The sequence below is a fragment of the Rhodococcus sp. C3V genome, assembly GCF_029269915.1.
GTDB lineage: Bacteria > Actinomycetota > Actinomycetes > Mycobacteriales > Mycobacteriaceae > Rhodococcus_F > Rhodococcus_F qingshengii.
In genome coordinates, this window is the sequence record NZ_JARJBE010000001.1 from 170,385 (window position 1) to 183,628 (window position 13,244).

Consider the following 13,244-nt stretch of genomic DNA (forward strand, 5'->3'; position numbering starts at 1 on the left):
CCACATCAGCGTCTAACGTCCCGGCCATGACACAACTGTTGGCAGGCAAGGTCGTTTTCATCACCGGTGCAGCGCGGGGTCAGGGACGCAATCACGCGATTCGACTCGCGCAGGAAGGTGCAGACGTCATCGCTGTCGACGTGTGCGCGTCGGTGTCCGAAGACGTGGGTTACGCGGCCGCGACTGAAGCCGACCTCGAAGAAACGGCTCGTCTCGTGCGAGCGGAGGGGCGCGAGATCGTCACCGCTGTAGCGGACGTCCGTGACCTCGAGGCACTGCGTGCGGCGGTGGCGTCGGGCGTCGACAAGTTCGGTCGCCTCGACGTCGTGATTGCCAATGCGGGCATCGCTACGTGGAACCGTTTCTGGGAGATGCCTGAAGAGCAGTGGTCGACGCTGGTGGACATCAATCTCAATGGTGTCTGGCGCACGATGACAGCTGCGGTTCCTGCAATGATCGAAGCCGGCAACGGTGGTTCCATCGTGATTGTGAGCAGTGCTGCCGGCGTCGCCGAAGCGCCCGGCTGCGCGCACTACTCGGCGGCCAAGCACGGCCTCGTGGGTTTGGCTCGCACTGCTGCAACGGAATTGGGAAGCTTCGACATTCGAGTCAACAGCATCCACCCTGGCGCGGTGGAGACCGAGATGGGCAACGATCCCAACGTCGGTAAGGTACTCACTACTCATCCGGAGTACATGAACTCGTACAAGTGGCCGCTCACGTCCGTCCCGCGCACCACCGTCGAGGACATCTCCAACGCCGTCGTCTACCTCGCGACGGACCTCTCCCGCGCGGTCACCGGGACGAAGATCGTCATCGACATGGGTCAGACGATGGCGTAGTTGCGCTCAGAGGAGATTGAACTGCGCGACCTCGATGGTGTTCTCGACTGCCTCCGAGAGTGTCCGAATACGTTCGTCGGCGCCTGGCGCGGTCAAAATCGCCAGGCGATCGGCGTCACCCATCGGAATGCTCCTGGCGAGGGCATACAGCCGAGAACCCAGCGGATCCAAGGGATCCGGTGGGACGGGCATTCGCGGAGTCTGTTCGCCGGCCCGAAGTGCGAGCTTTCCCAACATTCCGTACATGAACTCGATGCGCTCGAGGAGCGAGTCGTATTCGTAAGCAGTGACTGGTGTTCCGTTGTTCTCGTCAGGCCACAATTCGACCTCGGCAAGTGGGTAGGGATCGTCCGGCAGCCATCGATTGACCCGGATGCGGTCTTCGGTCCGGCAATACAACTGATACCGCCCGGCACCCATGGCGACATGAGACTCGATCCGAGCCAGAGTGCCGACGTCGTGACGTGATTCGCCGCCACCGACCTCGTGGCCACGAGCGATGAGCACTACTCCGAACAGTGGGCCGTCGGCAGCTTCGAGAACGTTCTCGACCAGTGCGCGATACCGAGGTTCGAAGATGTTCAGGGGCAACACCTCACCCGGTAGCAAAGCGGAGCCGAGCGGAAACATGGGGAAGATGGGCATCAGGGGATTCTCAACCTCGGAATCGGAGGGGCGGGGAAATCGCCGGGGCGATCGATTTCGGCGAGCAGGTGCTCGGACCACGTCAGTAGACCGGGGATATCGAGGCCGTGCGGACTCTCGACCTCGTAGTGCCTGATGCGGTCGTGACCCTGGCCGAGGAGTGAGACGGCGCCGGTGTTGTTGCCCCGAAGCAGATGGGTGAGCCCGACGGCCAACTGAGCCAGTCCCTGCCACAGGTCACGTTCCTCGGGCGGAGCGCTTTTCCACGTTCCTTCGAGAATCTCGTGTGCGTGGAAAGGCATGCCGTGGTCGAGGAGGCGCTGCGCCTCGGTGATCGACTCGTCTGGTGGCAGGCGTACATCGTCCGGAATGCGCGGGACACCGCCCGCTGCGTCGCGTGGCAGTGGACGTCCGAGTCCGTCACGGGGCCGCGAATTGAGGGGTTTCCCAGCGGCGTCCCGGTCGCGTTCGGTCATACACTCAGCCTAACGGCAGCGCCTCGGCCGAACTCGCCAAAAGTTTTTTCGAGTCGCCTGTCGATTGCGGGGAGAACCGTTCGTCGTCATGTTGTAAGGCAAGAAAGCCGGAAGAGAAACAACAGACCAAGGAGTCAGTCATGAAGTACATGTTGCTCATCTACACCGCACCCGGCGGAGACACCGAACCCCAGTGCACGTTCGAGGACTGGCAGCAATACGACAAGGAAATGAAGGATGCCGGGATCTGGGTGTCCGGCGATGCCCTCGCCGACCTGACGACAACGACGACGGTTCGGGTCTCGCAGTCCGGAGAAAAGACCGTCACCGACGGTCCCTTCGCAGAAACCCGTGAAATCCTCGGCGGCTACGACGTCATCGACGTTCCCGATCTGGATGCGGCGCTTTCATGGGCCGCGCGGTGCCCCGGCGCGCGCGACGGCGGCAGCGTCGAGGTGCGTCCACTGGCCGGGTTCGGGGACTGATTCGCCGTGGACGAGCAGGCCGAGAACTCCATCGAGTCAGTGTTCCGGGAGGAACGCGGACGACTCTTGGCCTCGCTCGTCCGCCGCTTCGGTGATCTGGATCTGGCCGAGGAAGTCACCTCCGAAGCCGTCGAGGCCGCGTTGGTGCACTGGCCCGTGGACGGAGTGCCGGCTAAACCCGGCGCCTGGCTGCTGACCACGGCGCGTCGTAAAGCCGTCGACAGGCTTCGTCGTGATCAGGCCTATGCGGCGCGATTGGCGGTGATGCAGGTGGACGCCGATCGTGCCGACCCGGCGCCGCCCACGGTCGACGGAGAACTTCCCGACGAGCGGTTGCAGCTGTTCTTCACCTGCTCGCACCCAGCGCTGGCCGAGGACGACCGAATCGCACTCACCTTGCGTTGCCTCGGCGGGTTGACGACGCCCGAAGTCGCTCGGGCCTTCCTCGTGCCTTCGGCGACCATGGCGCAGCGGATCGTGCGTGCGAAGAAGAAAATCCGTCAGGCTCGGATTCCCTTCCGCACTCCCAGCGCCGAAGAACTCCCGGAACGTTTGCCCGGTGTTCTGCAGGTGATCTACTCGGTGTTCACCGAGGGGTACGCAGCGAGTTCGGGTCCGGATCTGCAACGCGTCGACCTGGCGGTGGAGGCGATCAGGCTGGCGAGGATCTTGCGCGCATTGCTTCCCGATGAGCGCGAGATCGCCGGGTTGCTTGCATTGATGCTTCTCGTCCACGCGCGTCGGGATGCCCGTACCGACGCCGCCGGCGGGATCGTCCTCCTCGAAGATCAGGATCGCGGGTGCTGGGACCAGCCGATGATCGAGGAAGGCAGCGACCTCGTCGTAGTCGCGTTGACCGGGGGAGCGCCGGGGCCGTACGGGGTGCAGGCCGCTATCGCCGCATTGCACGACGAGGCCGCCGATGTGGAGAGCACCGACTGGCCACAGATCTGCGCTCTCTACGGAGTGCTCCTCACGCTGACTCCGTCGCCGGTCGTGGCCGTCAATCGGGCAGTAGCGTTGGCGATGCGCGACGGCGAGGAAGTCGGGCTGACTGCGCTGGAGGAACTGGCAGCGGAGCCCAAACTTGCCGACTACCATCCGTATCACCTTGCACGAGCCGAACTACTTGCTCGGTTGGGGCGCACCGACGCAGCGGCATCCGCGTACCGACAAGCTCTGAAACTCGTTGGTACGGAACCGGAGCGGGCCTACCTGGAGCGTCGGTTGGGTGAGATCTCCGATTGATCGGCTCCTATCGAGGGACGTCGAGATCGAAGTACAGGGTCTCGGACCAGTAACCGAGGCCGAGCTCGCGTAGCGGTTCCTCGACGCTCTCCTGAGTCGGCGTGAACAGTCGCTCCCAGAAGCTTGGCTTGACGGGTGCGAGCGTGGCCAGCGCCGCCTCCATCTCGGCGTCGATGTCCGCCAGACCGGTCATCAGGGCCGTGCCCTGTTCGGCGAACGGTTCGTCGTCCATGTCGAAGATCTCGCCGCACTCGAGGACGAAGTAGTGGTCGGGCTCGGTGTGGCTGCGCAGGAAACGCAGCGCATCGCCGGCCATCGTGCCGAGTTCGGGGTGATCGATTCGGCCGAGGAAGTCTTCGAGCCGGGCGATACCAGGACCACAGGGCGCGGTGACCGCGATCAGGTCGGGGGTGTCGTCCCAGATGATCGACTGTTGGGCGAAGGGATTCACGGACACAAGGATCCTCGGGACCAGCGGTATCGCGTACGACCACTCGGAGATACCGGTGAGACCTCGGGCGCGAGCGGCAGCCGGATTCTCATGCGGGGCAACAGGGGTCGAGTAGAGATAGGTGCGGTTGGCCACTGGCCGAGTCCTTTCTGCGGTCGGTGTCACCTGATTCGGGCGGCGCCCACCATCCTCAATGCCAGGTCTCCGTACAGTTTTCCGATGTCTTCCGGATTCGTGTAATTGCCGGCCGGGAACCAGCGGCACACGTCGACGCACAGGGACATCAAGGCGAGGGTGACGCCTTCGGCATCGGGGATCGTGAAGTCGCCTGACTGCACGCCGGCATCGACAACCTCCCGGACCACCCGCGTCGTGCTGCGGCGAAGCGCGACGACGGTTCGGTAGTGCTCTGGTGTGAGGGCAGTGAGTTCGTACTGGACAACGCGAGCGAGTGAATGGTGCCCCGCCTGCCAACTGGCGAAGGTGCTGATCAGTTCCTGCAAACGAACGGACGGTTCTTCACCCGGTCGGTCGGCGCCCTCGACCACCTTCAACGCTTCGGTGTGGCCTTCGTAGCTGATCGCGAAAAGCAACTCTTCTTTCGAGCGGTAGTGCGGGTACATGGCGGCGGGACTCATGTCGAGTCGCGCGGCGATGTCACGGGTGGTGGTGCCGCCGTAGCCGGCAGAGGCAAAAGCGTCCACGGCTGCCGCGCGGATACGGGCCGCAGCTTTGGAGGGGCTGATCACCACGTCAGGTGAATCGCTCACGGTTTCCTCCAGGTGTGACGGATTTCGATGTTGACAATATCCCGCTCTCGATTCACTATAAGCAGGTGCTTAGATTCTAAGCGAATGCTTAGGAACATCGTTACGTGTGGCTTTGCCACGCCGAAAGGAAGCAACTCGTCATGCGTCGCACTCTGTACGGACCCGATCACGAGGCATTTCGCGAATCTGCTCGCGAATTCGTCAACCGGAACATCCTTCCGGTCGCAGAGAAGCTGATCGACCAGCGCTTCATCGATCGTGAAATCTGGCTCGAAGCGGGACGCAACGGCTTCCTCGGACTCGAGGTTCCGGAGGCGTACGGCGGAAGCGAAGCCGGCGACTACCGCTTCAACGCGGTTCTGGCCGAAGAGCTCTCGCGCGCCAGTGCAGCTGTTGCTTCGAGCTTCGGCATTCACGCCGACGTCGTTGCTCCCTACCTCGTTCAGCTCACCACCGAAGAGCAGAAGCAGCGTTGGCTGCCCAAGTTCTGCACCGGTGAGATGCTGACGGCCATCGGCATGACCGAGCCTTCCGGTGGATCCGACCTCGCCTCGCTCAAGACCACTGCGGTCAAGGACGGCGACGACTGGATCATCAACGGCTCCAAGACCTTCATCACCAACGGCTACAACGCCGACCTCGTGATCGTGGCGGCTCGGACCAGTCCCGAGAAGAAGTCCAAGGGCATCACCCTCTTTGCCGTCGAGACCGGCATGGAAGGCTTCGAGCGCGGACGCAAGCTCGACAAGGTCGGCCAGCACGAGTCCGATACCGCCGAACTGTTCTTCGAGAACGTTCGCGTGCCGTCCACCAACATCATCGGTGAGATCGACCGCGGCTTCATCCACATGATGGAAATGCTGCCGCAGGAGCGCGTCGGCGCTGCGGTGTCCAACATCGCGCACGCCGCTCCGATCCTCGAAGAGACGCTGCAATACGCCAAGGACCGCAAGGCTTTCGGTCAGCCGATCGGCTCGCTGCAGTGGAACAAATTCCTTCTCGCGGATCTCGTCACCCGCATCGAGGTCACCCAGGCCTACGTCGACAACTGCGTCGCGGCACACGCTGCCGGCGAGCTGACCGCCATCGACGCCGCCAAGGCTAAGTGGTGGACCGCGCAGGTGCAGAACGAGGTCCTCGATCACTGCGTTCAGTTGCACGGTGGCTACGGCTTCATGACCGAGTACCGCGCCGCTCGCGCGTGGATGGACGCCCGCGTCACCAAGATCTGGGCCGGATCCAACGAGATCATGAAGGAACTCATCGGCCGCGATCTCGGCCTGTAATTTCGCAACTGCAGTCGATACGTCACTGCAACCGCCACTTCCCGAACCCGACGACACAGGAGCATCACCGCGCATGTCTGTTCTCGACAAGTTCTCTCTGACCGATCGAGTGGTCATCGTGACCGGTGCGTCGTCGGGCCTCGGGGTGGCGTTCGCGAAAGCCGCAGCAGAGGCCGGCGCGGACGTCGTCCTCGCTGCTCGCCGCGTCGACAAGCTCGAAGACACGGCCAAGCTCGTGCGTGACGCAGGCCGCGAAGCATTGTGCGTGGCCACCGACATCGTCGATCCGGCTCAGGCTCAGAACATGGTCGACGCCGCGATGGAGAAGTTCGGCCGCGTGGACGTGCTGGTCAACAATGCCGGCGTCGGAACTGCCGTTCCGGCGACCCGCGAGACCCCGGACCAGTTCCGCGCCGTCATCGACATCAACCTCAATGGGTCCTACTGGGCAGCGCAGGCCTGCGGCCGCGTCATGCTCCCGGGCAGCTCCATCGTCAACATCTCGAGCATTCTCGGATTGACGACCGCCGGACTCCCGCAGGCCGCCTATGCGGCGAGCAAGGCAGGCGTCGTCGGATTGACCCGCGACCTCGCACAGCAGTGGGGAACGCGCAAGGGCATTCGCGTCAACGCGATCGCGCCCGGCTTCTTCAAGTCGGAAATGACAGACCAATACAACGACGGTTACTTGGACGCGATGGCTCCGCGCCTGATCCTCGGCCGCATGGGCGATCCGGAAGAGCTCGCGGCCACCATGGTGTGGCTCGCGTCCGAGGCCGGCGGATACGTCACCGGTCAGACCATCGCCGTCGACGGAGGAATCACCATCACCTGACGCCGATGCCGAGATGTCGCCGGCTTTGCCGTATAAGTAGCTGGTGACCTCTCGCGCCGAACCTCAGGAGAACTGGGAAGACCGTCCGCCACCATCCATGGCTGCGACGGAGCTTCTGCGTGACCTGCCGGTGACTGCCCGCGGCGTCCGTACCAGGGCTTCTCTGGTCGCAGCGGCTCGAACGGTGTTCGAGCGCGCAGGGTATCTCGACGCCCGTCTCACGGACATCACCAAGGAAGCGAACTGCTCCACCGGCACGTTCTACACCTACTTCGACAACAAAGAGCAGATCTTCGCCGCAGTTCTCGACGTCGCGCAGGAAGACATGCTGCACCCAGGCATGGGACGGGTCCGCGACGTCGACAATCCGTATGCGGTCCTCGAATCGAGCAACCGTGCCTACCTGACGGCTTTTCGCCGCAACGCCAAACTGATGGGTCTGCTCGAGCAGGTATCGCACATCGATCCGGCCTTCGCGAAACTGCGTCGGGACCGAGCCGAGACCTTCATTTCTCGTAATGCCCGAGCCATCGAACGCTTGCAAGCAGCTGGCAAGGCAGACGCCTCGTTGGACCCGCTGTTGGCTTCCCGAGCACTGTCGGCGATGGTGAGCCGTCTTGCCTACAGTTCATTCGTCTCCGAGGAACCTGGCGCCGACGGCAACCCCGTCCCGTTCGAGGACGTCGTCAAGACGGCTACTCAGGTGTGGGCCAACGCGCTGGGACTCGAAGGCGACCGCGGGTAGTTTCAGCCTTCGCCGCGGGCCGCGAACTGCTCCTCGAGGCTGTGGCGCAGTGTTTCCTCGCTGTTCTTGACAGCGTTTTCGACGAACGGCCCGATCAATCGGCCGAGTGCCTTGCCGGCAATGCCGCCGGGCAGTTTGTAGGCGAAGTCGACGGAAAGCTCGGTCTTGGAATCGTCGATCGCAGCGAACTCCCACGTGGACGAGTTGGATACACCGCCGAGCGAGGACAGCTTGATGATCCGATTCTTCTCCCACTCGGTGACCTCGAGTTTGGAGCGCAACGTGCTCGGCCCGATCTGCATGGCCGCGTCGAACGTGGCGCCGAGTCCCTGATCGAACTCTCCGAACGGGGTGAACTCGGAAACACCGAACATCCACGTCGGGACATTGCGGTAGTTGTCGATGTAGTCGAAGGCGACATCAACCGGCACGGCAGCAACCGCGGTGTGGCGAACATGGATCATGACTGGTCCCTGTCTTTCGGTGAACACCGACTCTAACCAATGGCTCCGACGTGTTCGGCGGCGGCGCAAGAGCGATCTACGGTATCGGTATGACGAACGAGCTTCCGGTACGCGGGTCCTGGCGCGATTACGAAGACCTGGGACTACCGAAACCGCTCGCTGCGGCGTTGGAGGCGTTCGTCGAGCAGGGCTATCACGGGACTTCGATCCGTGACGTCGCGTCGCGGTCCGGGCTGTCGGTGCCGGGGCTCTACCACCACTACCCGTCCAAGCAAGCTCTGCTGATCGGTCTGGCGACCGTTGTGATGACGGAGTTGTTGGAGCGAAGCCGCGCCGCCGAACTCGATGCCGGGGACGATCCCTCCGATCGCTTCGACGCGGTGATCGAATCTCTGTTGCGGTTCCACATGTTTCGACGCGAGCAGTCGTTCGTCGCCTCCTCCGAGATCCGCAGCATGGAGCCCGACAGCCGGGCTGGTTACATCGCCCAGCGCGACGAACAGCAGAAGCAGGTGGACCGGATCGTCCTCGACGGCGTCGCCTCGGGCGTGTTCGAAGCCGACCATCCCGAGGACGCCAGCCGAGCCGTGGTGACGATGTGCGTCGCCGTCGCGGTCTGGTACCGACCGGACGGTGAGTTGTCTCCGGACGAGTTGGTGGAGAGGTATTTGGAGATAGCGAGGCGCATGGTGGGGGCGAAGCGGGTGGGGGAGTGACTGTGGGGGCGAAGCGGGTGGGGGAGTGACTGTGGGGGCAACTGCGCGAATCAGTCTGAATTTTTGAGCAATTCGAGCGCTGCGTTCCGGCCGGCGCCGAAGGGGTCGGTGCCGATACCGATCCCGTCTGCGACAAGGGCACCTTCGTGAAGCAGCATGATTGCCTCGACGAGACGTTCGTCAGCTAGTCCGTCCGTCGCCAGAATGCGCCGAAAGACGTCCAACATTTCCTGCTTCTGTTCGGCGATGACAGCGAACACCGGATGTGAGTGATCGCTGAACTCGGCGTGCGCGTTGATCATGCTGCACCCCTTGCCTCCGCTCGCCTTGGACCAGGAGGCGGAAGCGTCGAATACCGCACTCAACTGTTCGGCGCGGCTAGCTCCGGCTGATGCGAGCTTCTCGTCGCGAAAGATTCGCCACCGCCGATCTCGAGCCCTCAGGTATTCAACGACGAGACCGTCTTTCGAGCCGAACCGTTCGTACAAAGTCTTCTTCGTGACCCCGGCGTCCAGTGCGACGGTATCCACGCCTACGGCATGAATCCCCTTTTCGTAGAACAGCTTCGACGCAGACTCCAGAATGCGACGCGCTTTCGGAGTCAATTCGGGTGTGGATTCCTCTGCCATGGACAAAAGTATACCGATCTGTATAGTCGGGCTCATGAGTAAACAGATCGGTATACCTCGGATCGTGACCTCGAGATCTGCCGTGACGGCTACCTTGTCGGTCCTGTTCGTCGCGTGCTGGAGTTCGGGATTCATCGGAGCCAAACTAGGCGCCGGCAGTGCCGGGGTCCCCACGCTGCTGATGTGGCGTTTTCTCCCGCTCGCGGTGGTACTGCTCCCGATTGTCTGGTTCTCCGCCCGGCGCCAGAACACGATGCCGACACCACGGGCTCTCGGCAGGCAGGTGGTGATCGGGATGCTCTCCCAGAGTGGCTACCTGTTGTCGGTGTACTGGGCAGTCGATCTCGGCGTGAACACCGGAACAACTGCGCTGATCGACGGTATTCAGCCGCTGGTGGCTGCCGCGCTGCTCGGTCCGGTCCTCGGTGTCGCAGTCCCGCGTATGCAGTGGATCGGGTTGGCGATCGGAATGGGCGGCGTCGCGATGGTCACGGCAGCCGATGCCGGGGCCGGTACATCGGCGCCGTGGTGGGCGTACGCGATTCCGTTCCTGGGGATGCTCAGCCTGGTTGCATCCACCTTCGTCCAACAACGCGCTCACACGTTCACGCCACCTCTGCAGGCTCTGGCCATCCACTGCTCTACCAGCGCAATAGTTTTCACGACACTGGCGGTGGCCTCAGGTGTCGCCGTACCACCAAGCGTCAACACATTCTGGATCGCATTGCTCTGGTTAGTCGTGCTGTCCACGTTCGGTGGTTACGGGCTGTACTGGTTACTGCTCCGTCGCATCGGCATCACGTCCGTCAACACCCTGATGTTCTTGATCGCCCCCGTCACCGCGGTCTGGGGCGCACTGATGTTCGGAGAATCCTTCACTCCGTTCACCGCGCTCGGCTTGGCGGTGGGCATCGTCGCCGTCGTCGTGGTCACCCGGGTGGGCAATCGCCCGAAGAAGCAGGACGAGGGCACGGATTCCTGCCCGGCGAGAGCTTCGATCACGTCGCGCTGATGAAGGCCGATCGGGATGTGAACCGCTCGCGGAGCGCGGTGAGTTGCTCTGCGGTGAGCTTCAGTCCGTTGATTGCGTAGTCCTCGACGGTGCCGAAGTGCGTGCGCATTTCGTCGAGAGCTGCGTCGAAATAGCTGTCACGGACTCCGAGGAGGGGTCGTAGCACTTCTGCGTCAACGCCTTTGCTCGCGGCGAAGTCGAGGATCGGTTCTGTCATGGGGGCCAGATCGGTGTTCGTCTCCAGGTAGTCGGCGCGTACATCGGCTTCGTCGGCCCCGAGGAGGAGTAGGAAAGAGGTCGCGGCCCACCCGGTTCGATCCTTGCCGGTGGTGCAGTGGAAAAGTGCTGCCCCGGAGCGTTTTTCGTCGATTAGGTCGAGATAGAACGTGCGATAGGCGTCGAGAGCGGACGGCAGGCTGACGAAGTTGCGGTTGGCTTCCTCCATCTGTGCGATCCCACGTCCATCGCTGATGGTCTCGGCGTATGCGACCGGGTCCGTCATGAGTAGTCCAGTGGCCGCGGCGTTTTGGGCATTGTCGGCAAGTACGTCGAGCCAGACTGTGCGCGTCGAGTCAGGGAGATTGTCGAGTGCGCCGTCGCGCTCGGCGGCGGTCCTCAGGTCGTATACCGTCCGGACGTCCAAGTCGGCGACCGCGGCAAGGTCGTCGCCGTCGAGTTTCGCCAGAGTCGCCGAACGATAGAGCGCGCCCGCGCGGACGGTGCCGTCCGCAACAGGAATGCCACCGAGGTCCCGGAAGTTCGGAGCGGTCTTCAGGAGAACGCGGCGATCGAGCGGGTGAGTTGGCATGGCTGACTCCTTGTGGGTTCCGTTTCCGAACTGATCATTCATGCCTTCTGCACACTGCGCACGAGCTTTTCGGCATTGCGTCTCTTGATCCACTTGTCGATGACGAGAGCCATGAAGATCCACCCTCCCAATGCCGTGATCACCCACACGATGATCGGGGCGAGGATCCAGGACCCGACGCCGCTGATCTCGATACCGTCGGGGACCAGGGTCGCAACCCAGAGCGCGAGCAGTGTGGCGACCAAGCCGACACCACCCGCGAGCGGAGCCGCGTAGTGCAGTGCCACGCTGAGCACGAATGGGCCGAGGATCATGTGTGCGAGGGTGAATACACCGATAGCGGCCAAGAAGCCGTTCACGCTCAGGCTGACCCCGGGAAGAGCAAAATGCACGACGATCAGCGCGATCGCGCCGAGAACACATTGCGAAATGAGCTGAAATAACAGACGCATGGCTTGTACCTCCGTGATCAGGTCGAGTCACCCGAGAGTGGTGTGTGCGTGGGGAACGCTTTGCTGCAGGGCTTCGGGACGAGGCGCCGTCCAGGTGCCGTCGAGCACGGAGGGGCGGGGGCGGTACAGGCGCAGTACGTAGTTCCACCCGGGCATGATGGGCAGTGCGTTCGCGACGCCGTCGAGATGGACCCCGAAGCGGATGGTGGTGCTGCCGTCGGAGTCTGGGGTGGCCGTGAGGCTGTTGATGCTGTTGACGCCCAGGGCGTTCTCTTCGAAGTATCCGGCCGCGTTGTACAGCGAGACCGACCAGAACGCATCCACGGGAACATCGTTCAGGCGGAGACGGTATTCCCCGACCGGGAGACGTTCGTCGAAGTTGACGTAGGTGGCCTCGTACTCGGGAAGGCCACCCCAGCCGGATGCGGTACCGAGCAGGTGCCTGATCGGATCGACTTCCGCAGCGGTACCGAATGAATGGTCGTACGTGGTGATGCCACGCGCGAGTGCGAGGAGTGCGTCGCGGGTCTCGGTCTGCGATTGCTCGTCGTAGTCGGGCAACGGGAACTCTCCCGTTCCGCCGCCGTCGATGTTGAGGGCGTCTTGCAACCGGTTCACCTCGGCGACGTCTTCGGGGCTGTTCGGATCGACGAGGATGCGCACGATCAGTGCGGCGTAGTCGGTCCCGACCAATTCACGCGTGAGCAGGTGCTCTCCCGGGTCGCGCAGGATGACGGGACCGAAGTGATCTTGACTGACCACCCACACGGAGATGTAGCGCTCGCCGGTATCGGGCACCGTGATGGTGACGTTCTCGCGCACGTCGATGATCGCGCTGCTGTACAGAGTGTCGCGGTTCTGGCGGATGATCGGCTGGTTGTCGAGTGACCCGAGATCACGAGTGTGGTTCCACGTGCCCAGGCCGACGCCCGCGGCCAGGCGAGCGAACATGAGATCGGACTCTGCCCGATTGAAGTTCAGGACGTTGACGGCGATCGTGGACATAGTGGGTTCCAATCGGTGTCGGGGTACGGAAGCGGGCGCGGTAATCCATGGCCCGTCGGGGTGAATCAGCCCAGCAGTCGTGCTTTCGCGGCTTGGAACTCGGCGTCACTCAGCAGGCCTTGTGATTTGAGGTCGCCGAGTTTCTGCAACTCGGCGACGAGATCGACCGGGGCCGCGGGTGCGGGTGTGGGCATCGGGAGTGCGGCATGCTGCTGGGCGAATTCGTACTGCGCCTGCTCGTAGTCGGCCTGAGCTCTCCTTTGCCGGCGGGTGGCCATACCGTCGCTGACGGCGGTCGCGGTACCGGTGACGACCGCGGTGCGGGCGGCGAGGCCCAGCAGTCCGGGGCGGCCTCGTCTCGGGATGTACGGCATG

Annotated in this window: 18 protein-coding genes; 8 read left to right on the forward strand and 10 right to left on the reverse strand. The window is 63.2% G+C overall.

Annotated features, from left to right (window positions below; all coding sequences use genetic code 11):
* Positions 1-26 precede the first annotated feature (26 nt).
* Positions 27-842 (forward strand): mycofactocin-coupled SDR family oxidoreductase, encoded by an 816-nt coding sequence (locus P3G66_RS00900; RefSeq protein ID WP_042446953.1) that lies wholly within the window; start codon positions 27-29, stop codon positions 840-842.
* Between the two features lie 6 nt (positions 843-848).
* On the opposite strand, the gene P3G66_RS00905 is transcribed toward P3G66_RS00900, so the two are convergent.
* Together P3G66_RS00905 and P3G66_RS00910 are read right to left on the reverse strand one after the other, a co-directional pair.
* Positions 849-1,487, reverse strand: coding sequence for an LON peptidase substrate-binding domain-containing protein (locus P3G66_RS00905; protein ID WP_003940076.1), 639 nt, complete (start codon positions 1,485-1,487; stop codon positions 849-851).
* Positions 1,487-1,963: a DUF309 domain-containing protein gene (locus P3G66_RS00910; RefSeq protein WP_003940372.1), complete on the reverse strand. Its 477-nt coding sequence runs from the start codon at positions 1,961-1,963 to the stop codon at positions 1,487-1,489. Before P3G66_RS00910 ends, P3G66_RS00905 begins: the two co-directional genes overlap by 1 nt.
* A 140-nt stretch (positions 1,964-2,103) precedes the next feature.
* Between P3G66_RS00910 and P3G66_RS00915 the strand changes: the two genes are divergently transcribed.
* Together P3G66_RS00915 and P3G66_RS00920 are read left to right on the forward strand one after the other, a co-directional pair.
* On the forward strand, positions 2,104-2,448 hold the full coding sequence (locus P3G66_RS00915) for a YciI family protein (RefSeq protein ID WP_003939718.1): 345 nt from the start codon (positions 2,104-2,106) through the stop codon (positions 2,446-2,448).
* A 6-nt stretch (positions 2,449-2,454) separates the two neighbouring features.
* Positions 2,455-3,696 (forward strand): RNA polymerase sigma factor, encoded by a 1,242-nt coding sequence (locus P3G66_RS00920; protein ID WP_003940594.1) that lies wholly within the window; start codon positions 2,455-2,457, stop codon positions 3,694-3,696.
* A gap of 7 nt (positions 3,697-3,703) precedes the next feature.
* On the opposite strand, the gene P3G66_RS00925 is transcribed toward P3G66_RS00920, so the two are convergent.
* Both P3G66_RS00925 and P3G66_RS00930 read right to left on the reverse strand, forming a co-directional pair.
* The gene (locus P3G66_RS00925; protein WP_042926530.1) at positions 3,704-4,282 is read right to left on the reverse strand and encodes a hypothetical protein; all 579 of its coding nucleotides are present in this window, start codon (positions 4,280-4,282) and stop codon (positions 3,704-3,706) included.
* A gap of 26 nt (positions 4,283-4,308) precedes the next feature.
* Positions 4,309-4,917, reverse strand: a complete 609-nt coding sequence (locus P3G66_RS00930; protein WP_050654586.1) for a TetR/AcrR family transcriptional regulator — start codon at positions 4,915-4,917, stop codon at positions 4,309-4,311.
* A 140-nt stretch (positions 4,918-5,057) separates the two neighbouring features.
* Here P3G66_RS00930 and P3G66_RS00935 point away from each other — a divergent pair, with 140 nt between their 5' ends.
* The 3 genes from P3G66_RS00935 (at position 5,058) to P3G66_RS00945 (ending at position 7,783) form a co-directional block, all read left to right on the forward strand.
* Positions 5,058-6,203 carry an acyl-CoA dehydrogenase family protein gene (locus tag P3G66_RS00935; protein WP_007730036.1) on the forward strand — a complete coding sequence of 382 codons (1,146 nt, stop codon included), beginning with the start codon at positions 5,058-5,060 and terminating at the stop codon, positions 6,201-6,203.
* A 73-nt stretch (positions 6,204-6,276) separates the two neighbouring features.
* Positions 6,277-7,038 carry an SDR family oxidoreductase gene (locus P3G66_RS00940; RefSeq protein ID WP_003939707.1) on the forward strand — a complete coding sequence of 254 codons (762 nt, stop codon included), beginning with the start codon at positions 6,277-6,279 and terminating at the stop codon, positions 7,036-7,038.
* A gap of 97 nt (positions 7,039-7,135) precedes the next feature.
* Entirely contained in the window at positions 7,136-7,783 is a 648-nt protein-coding gene (locus tag P3G66_RS00945) for a TetR/AcrR family transcriptional regulator (protein ID WP_007730038.1), read from the forward strand.
* A gap of 2 nt (positions 7,784-7,785) precedes the next feature.
* Here the strand turns inward: P3G66_RS00945 and P3G66_RS00950 are convergent, their stop codons facing one another.
* Positions 7,786-8,247: an SRPBCC family protein gene (locus P3G66_RS00950; RefSeq protein ID WP_003940411.1), complete on the reverse strand. Its 462-nt coding sequence runs from the start codon at positions 8,245-8,247 to the stop codon at positions 7,786-7,788.
* 89 nt (positions 8,248-8,336) lie between these two features.
* On the opposite strand from P3G66_RS00950, the gene P3G66_RS00955 reads away from it, so the two are divergent.
* Positions 8,337-8,963: a TetR/AcrR family transcriptional regulator gene (locus P3G66_RS00955; protein WP_030536574.1), complete on the forward strand. Its 627-nt coding sequence runs from the start codon at positions 8,337-8,339 to the stop codon at positions 8,961-8,963.
* A 50-nt stretch (positions 8,964-9,013) separates the two neighbouring features.
* On the opposite strand, the gene P3G66_RS00960 is transcribed toward P3G66_RS00955, so the two are convergent.
* Entirely contained in the window at positions 9,014-9,592 is a 579-nt protein-coding gene (locus P3G66_RS00960) for a TetR/AcrR family transcriptional regulator (RefSeq protein WP_003940247.1), read from the reverse strand.
* Between the two features lie 34 nt (positions 9,593-9,626).
* On the opposite strand from P3G66_RS00960, the gene P3G66_RS00965 reads away from it, so the two are divergent.
* The gene (locus P3G66_RS00965) at positions 9,627-10,604 is read left to right on the forward strand and encodes a DMT family transporter (RefSeq protein ID WP_276116077.1); all 978 of its coding nucleotides are present in this window, start codon (positions 9,627-9,629) and stop codon (positions 10,602-10,604) included.
* On the opposite strand, the gene P3G66_RS00970 is transcribed toward P3G66_RS00965, so the two are convergent.
* From P3G66_RS00970 to P3G66_RS00985, 4 genes are all read right to left on the reverse strand, one after another.
* Entirely contained in the window at positions 10,591-11,412 is an 822-nt protein-coding gene (locus tag P3G66_RS00970) for a tyrosine-protein phosphatase (protein ID WP_047272157.1), read from the reverse strand. The genes P3G66_RS00965 and P3G66_RS00970 overlap by 14 nt on opposite strands.
* A 38-nt stretch (positions 11,413-11,450) precedes the next feature.
* On the reverse strand, positions 11,451-11,864 hold the full coding sequence (locus P3G66_RS00975) for a phage holin family protein (RefSeq protein WP_020970904.1): 414 nt from the start codon (positions 11,862-11,864) through the stop codon (positions 11,451-11,453).
* A 27-nt stretch (positions 11,865-11,891) separates the two neighbouring features.
* On the reverse strand, positions 11,892-12,869 hold the full coding sequence (locus P3G66_RS00980) for a DUF1214 domain-containing protein (protein WP_003940299.1): 978 nt from the start codon (positions 12,867-12,869) through the stop codon (positions 11,892-11,894).
* Between the two features lie 65 nt (positions 12,870-12,934).
* Positions 12,935-13,243 (reverse strand): SHOCT domain-containing protein, encoded by a 309-nt coding sequence (locus P3G66_RS00985; RefSeq protein ID WP_007729626.1) that lies wholly within the window; start codon positions 13,241-13,243, stop codon positions 12,935-12,937.
* Position 13,244: the final 1 nt, after the last annotated feature.

Coding starts and splice junctions, on each gene's coding strand:
- P3G66_RS00915 (WP_003939718.1), top strand. CDS start 2,104: ATGAAGTACATGTTGCTCATCTACACCGCACCCGGCGGAGACACCGAA.
- P3G66_RS00960 (WP_003940247.1), bottom strand. CDS start 9,592: ATGGCAGAGGAATCCACACCCGAATTGACTCCGAAAGCGCGTCGCATT.
- P3G66_RS00955 (WP_030536574.1), top strand. CDS start 8,337: ATGACGAACGAGCTTCCGGTACGCGGGTCCTGGCGCGATTACGAAGAC.
- P3G66_RS00980 (WP_003940299.1), bottom strand. CDS start 12,869: ATGTCCACGATCGCCGTCAACGTCCTGAACTTCAATCGGGCAGAGTCC.
- P3G66_RS00900 (WP_042446953.1), top strand. CDS start 27: ATGACACAACTGTTGGCAGGCAAGGTCGTTTTCATCACCGGTGCAGCG.
- P3G66_RS00975 (WP_020970904.1), bottom strand. CDS start 11,864: ATGCGTCTGTTATTTCAGCTCATTTCGCAATGTGTTCTCGGCGCGATC.
- P3G66_RS00905 (WP_003940076.1), bottom strand. CDS start 1,487: ATGCCCATCTTCCCCATGTTTCCGCTCGGCTCCGCTTTGCTACCGGGT.
- P3G66_RS00965 (WP_276116077.1), top strand. CDS start 9,627: ATGAGTAAACAGATCGGTATACCTCGGATCGTGACCTCGAGATCTGCC.
- P3G66_RS00985 (WP_007729626.1), bottom strand. CDS start 13,243: ATGCCGTACATCCCGAGACGAGGCCGCCCCGGACTGCTGGGCCTCGCC.
- P3G66_RS00950 (WP_003940411.1), bottom strand. CDS start 8,247: ATGATCCATGTTCGCCACACCGCGGTTGCTGCCGTGCCGGTTGATGTC.
- P3G66_RS00945 (WP_007730038.1), top strand. CDS start 7,136: ATGGCTGCGACGGAGCTTCTGCGTGACCTGCCGGTGACTGCCCGCGGC.
- P3G66_RS00970 (WP_047272157.1), bottom strand. CDS start 11,412: ATGCCAACTCACCCGCTCGATCGCCGCGTTCTCCTGAAGACCGCTCCG.
- P3G66_RS00910 (WP_003940372.1), bottom strand. CDS start 1,963: ATGACCGAACGCGACCGGGACGCCGCTGGGAAACCCCTCAATTCGCGG.
- P3G66_RS00940 (WP_003939707.1), top strand. CDS start 6,277: ATGTCTGTTCTCGACAAGTTCTCTCTGACCGATCGAGTGGTCATCGTG.
- P3G66_RS00935 (WP_007730036.1), top strand. CDS start 5,058: ATGCGTCGCACTCTGTACGGACCCGATCACGAGGCATTTCGCGAATCT.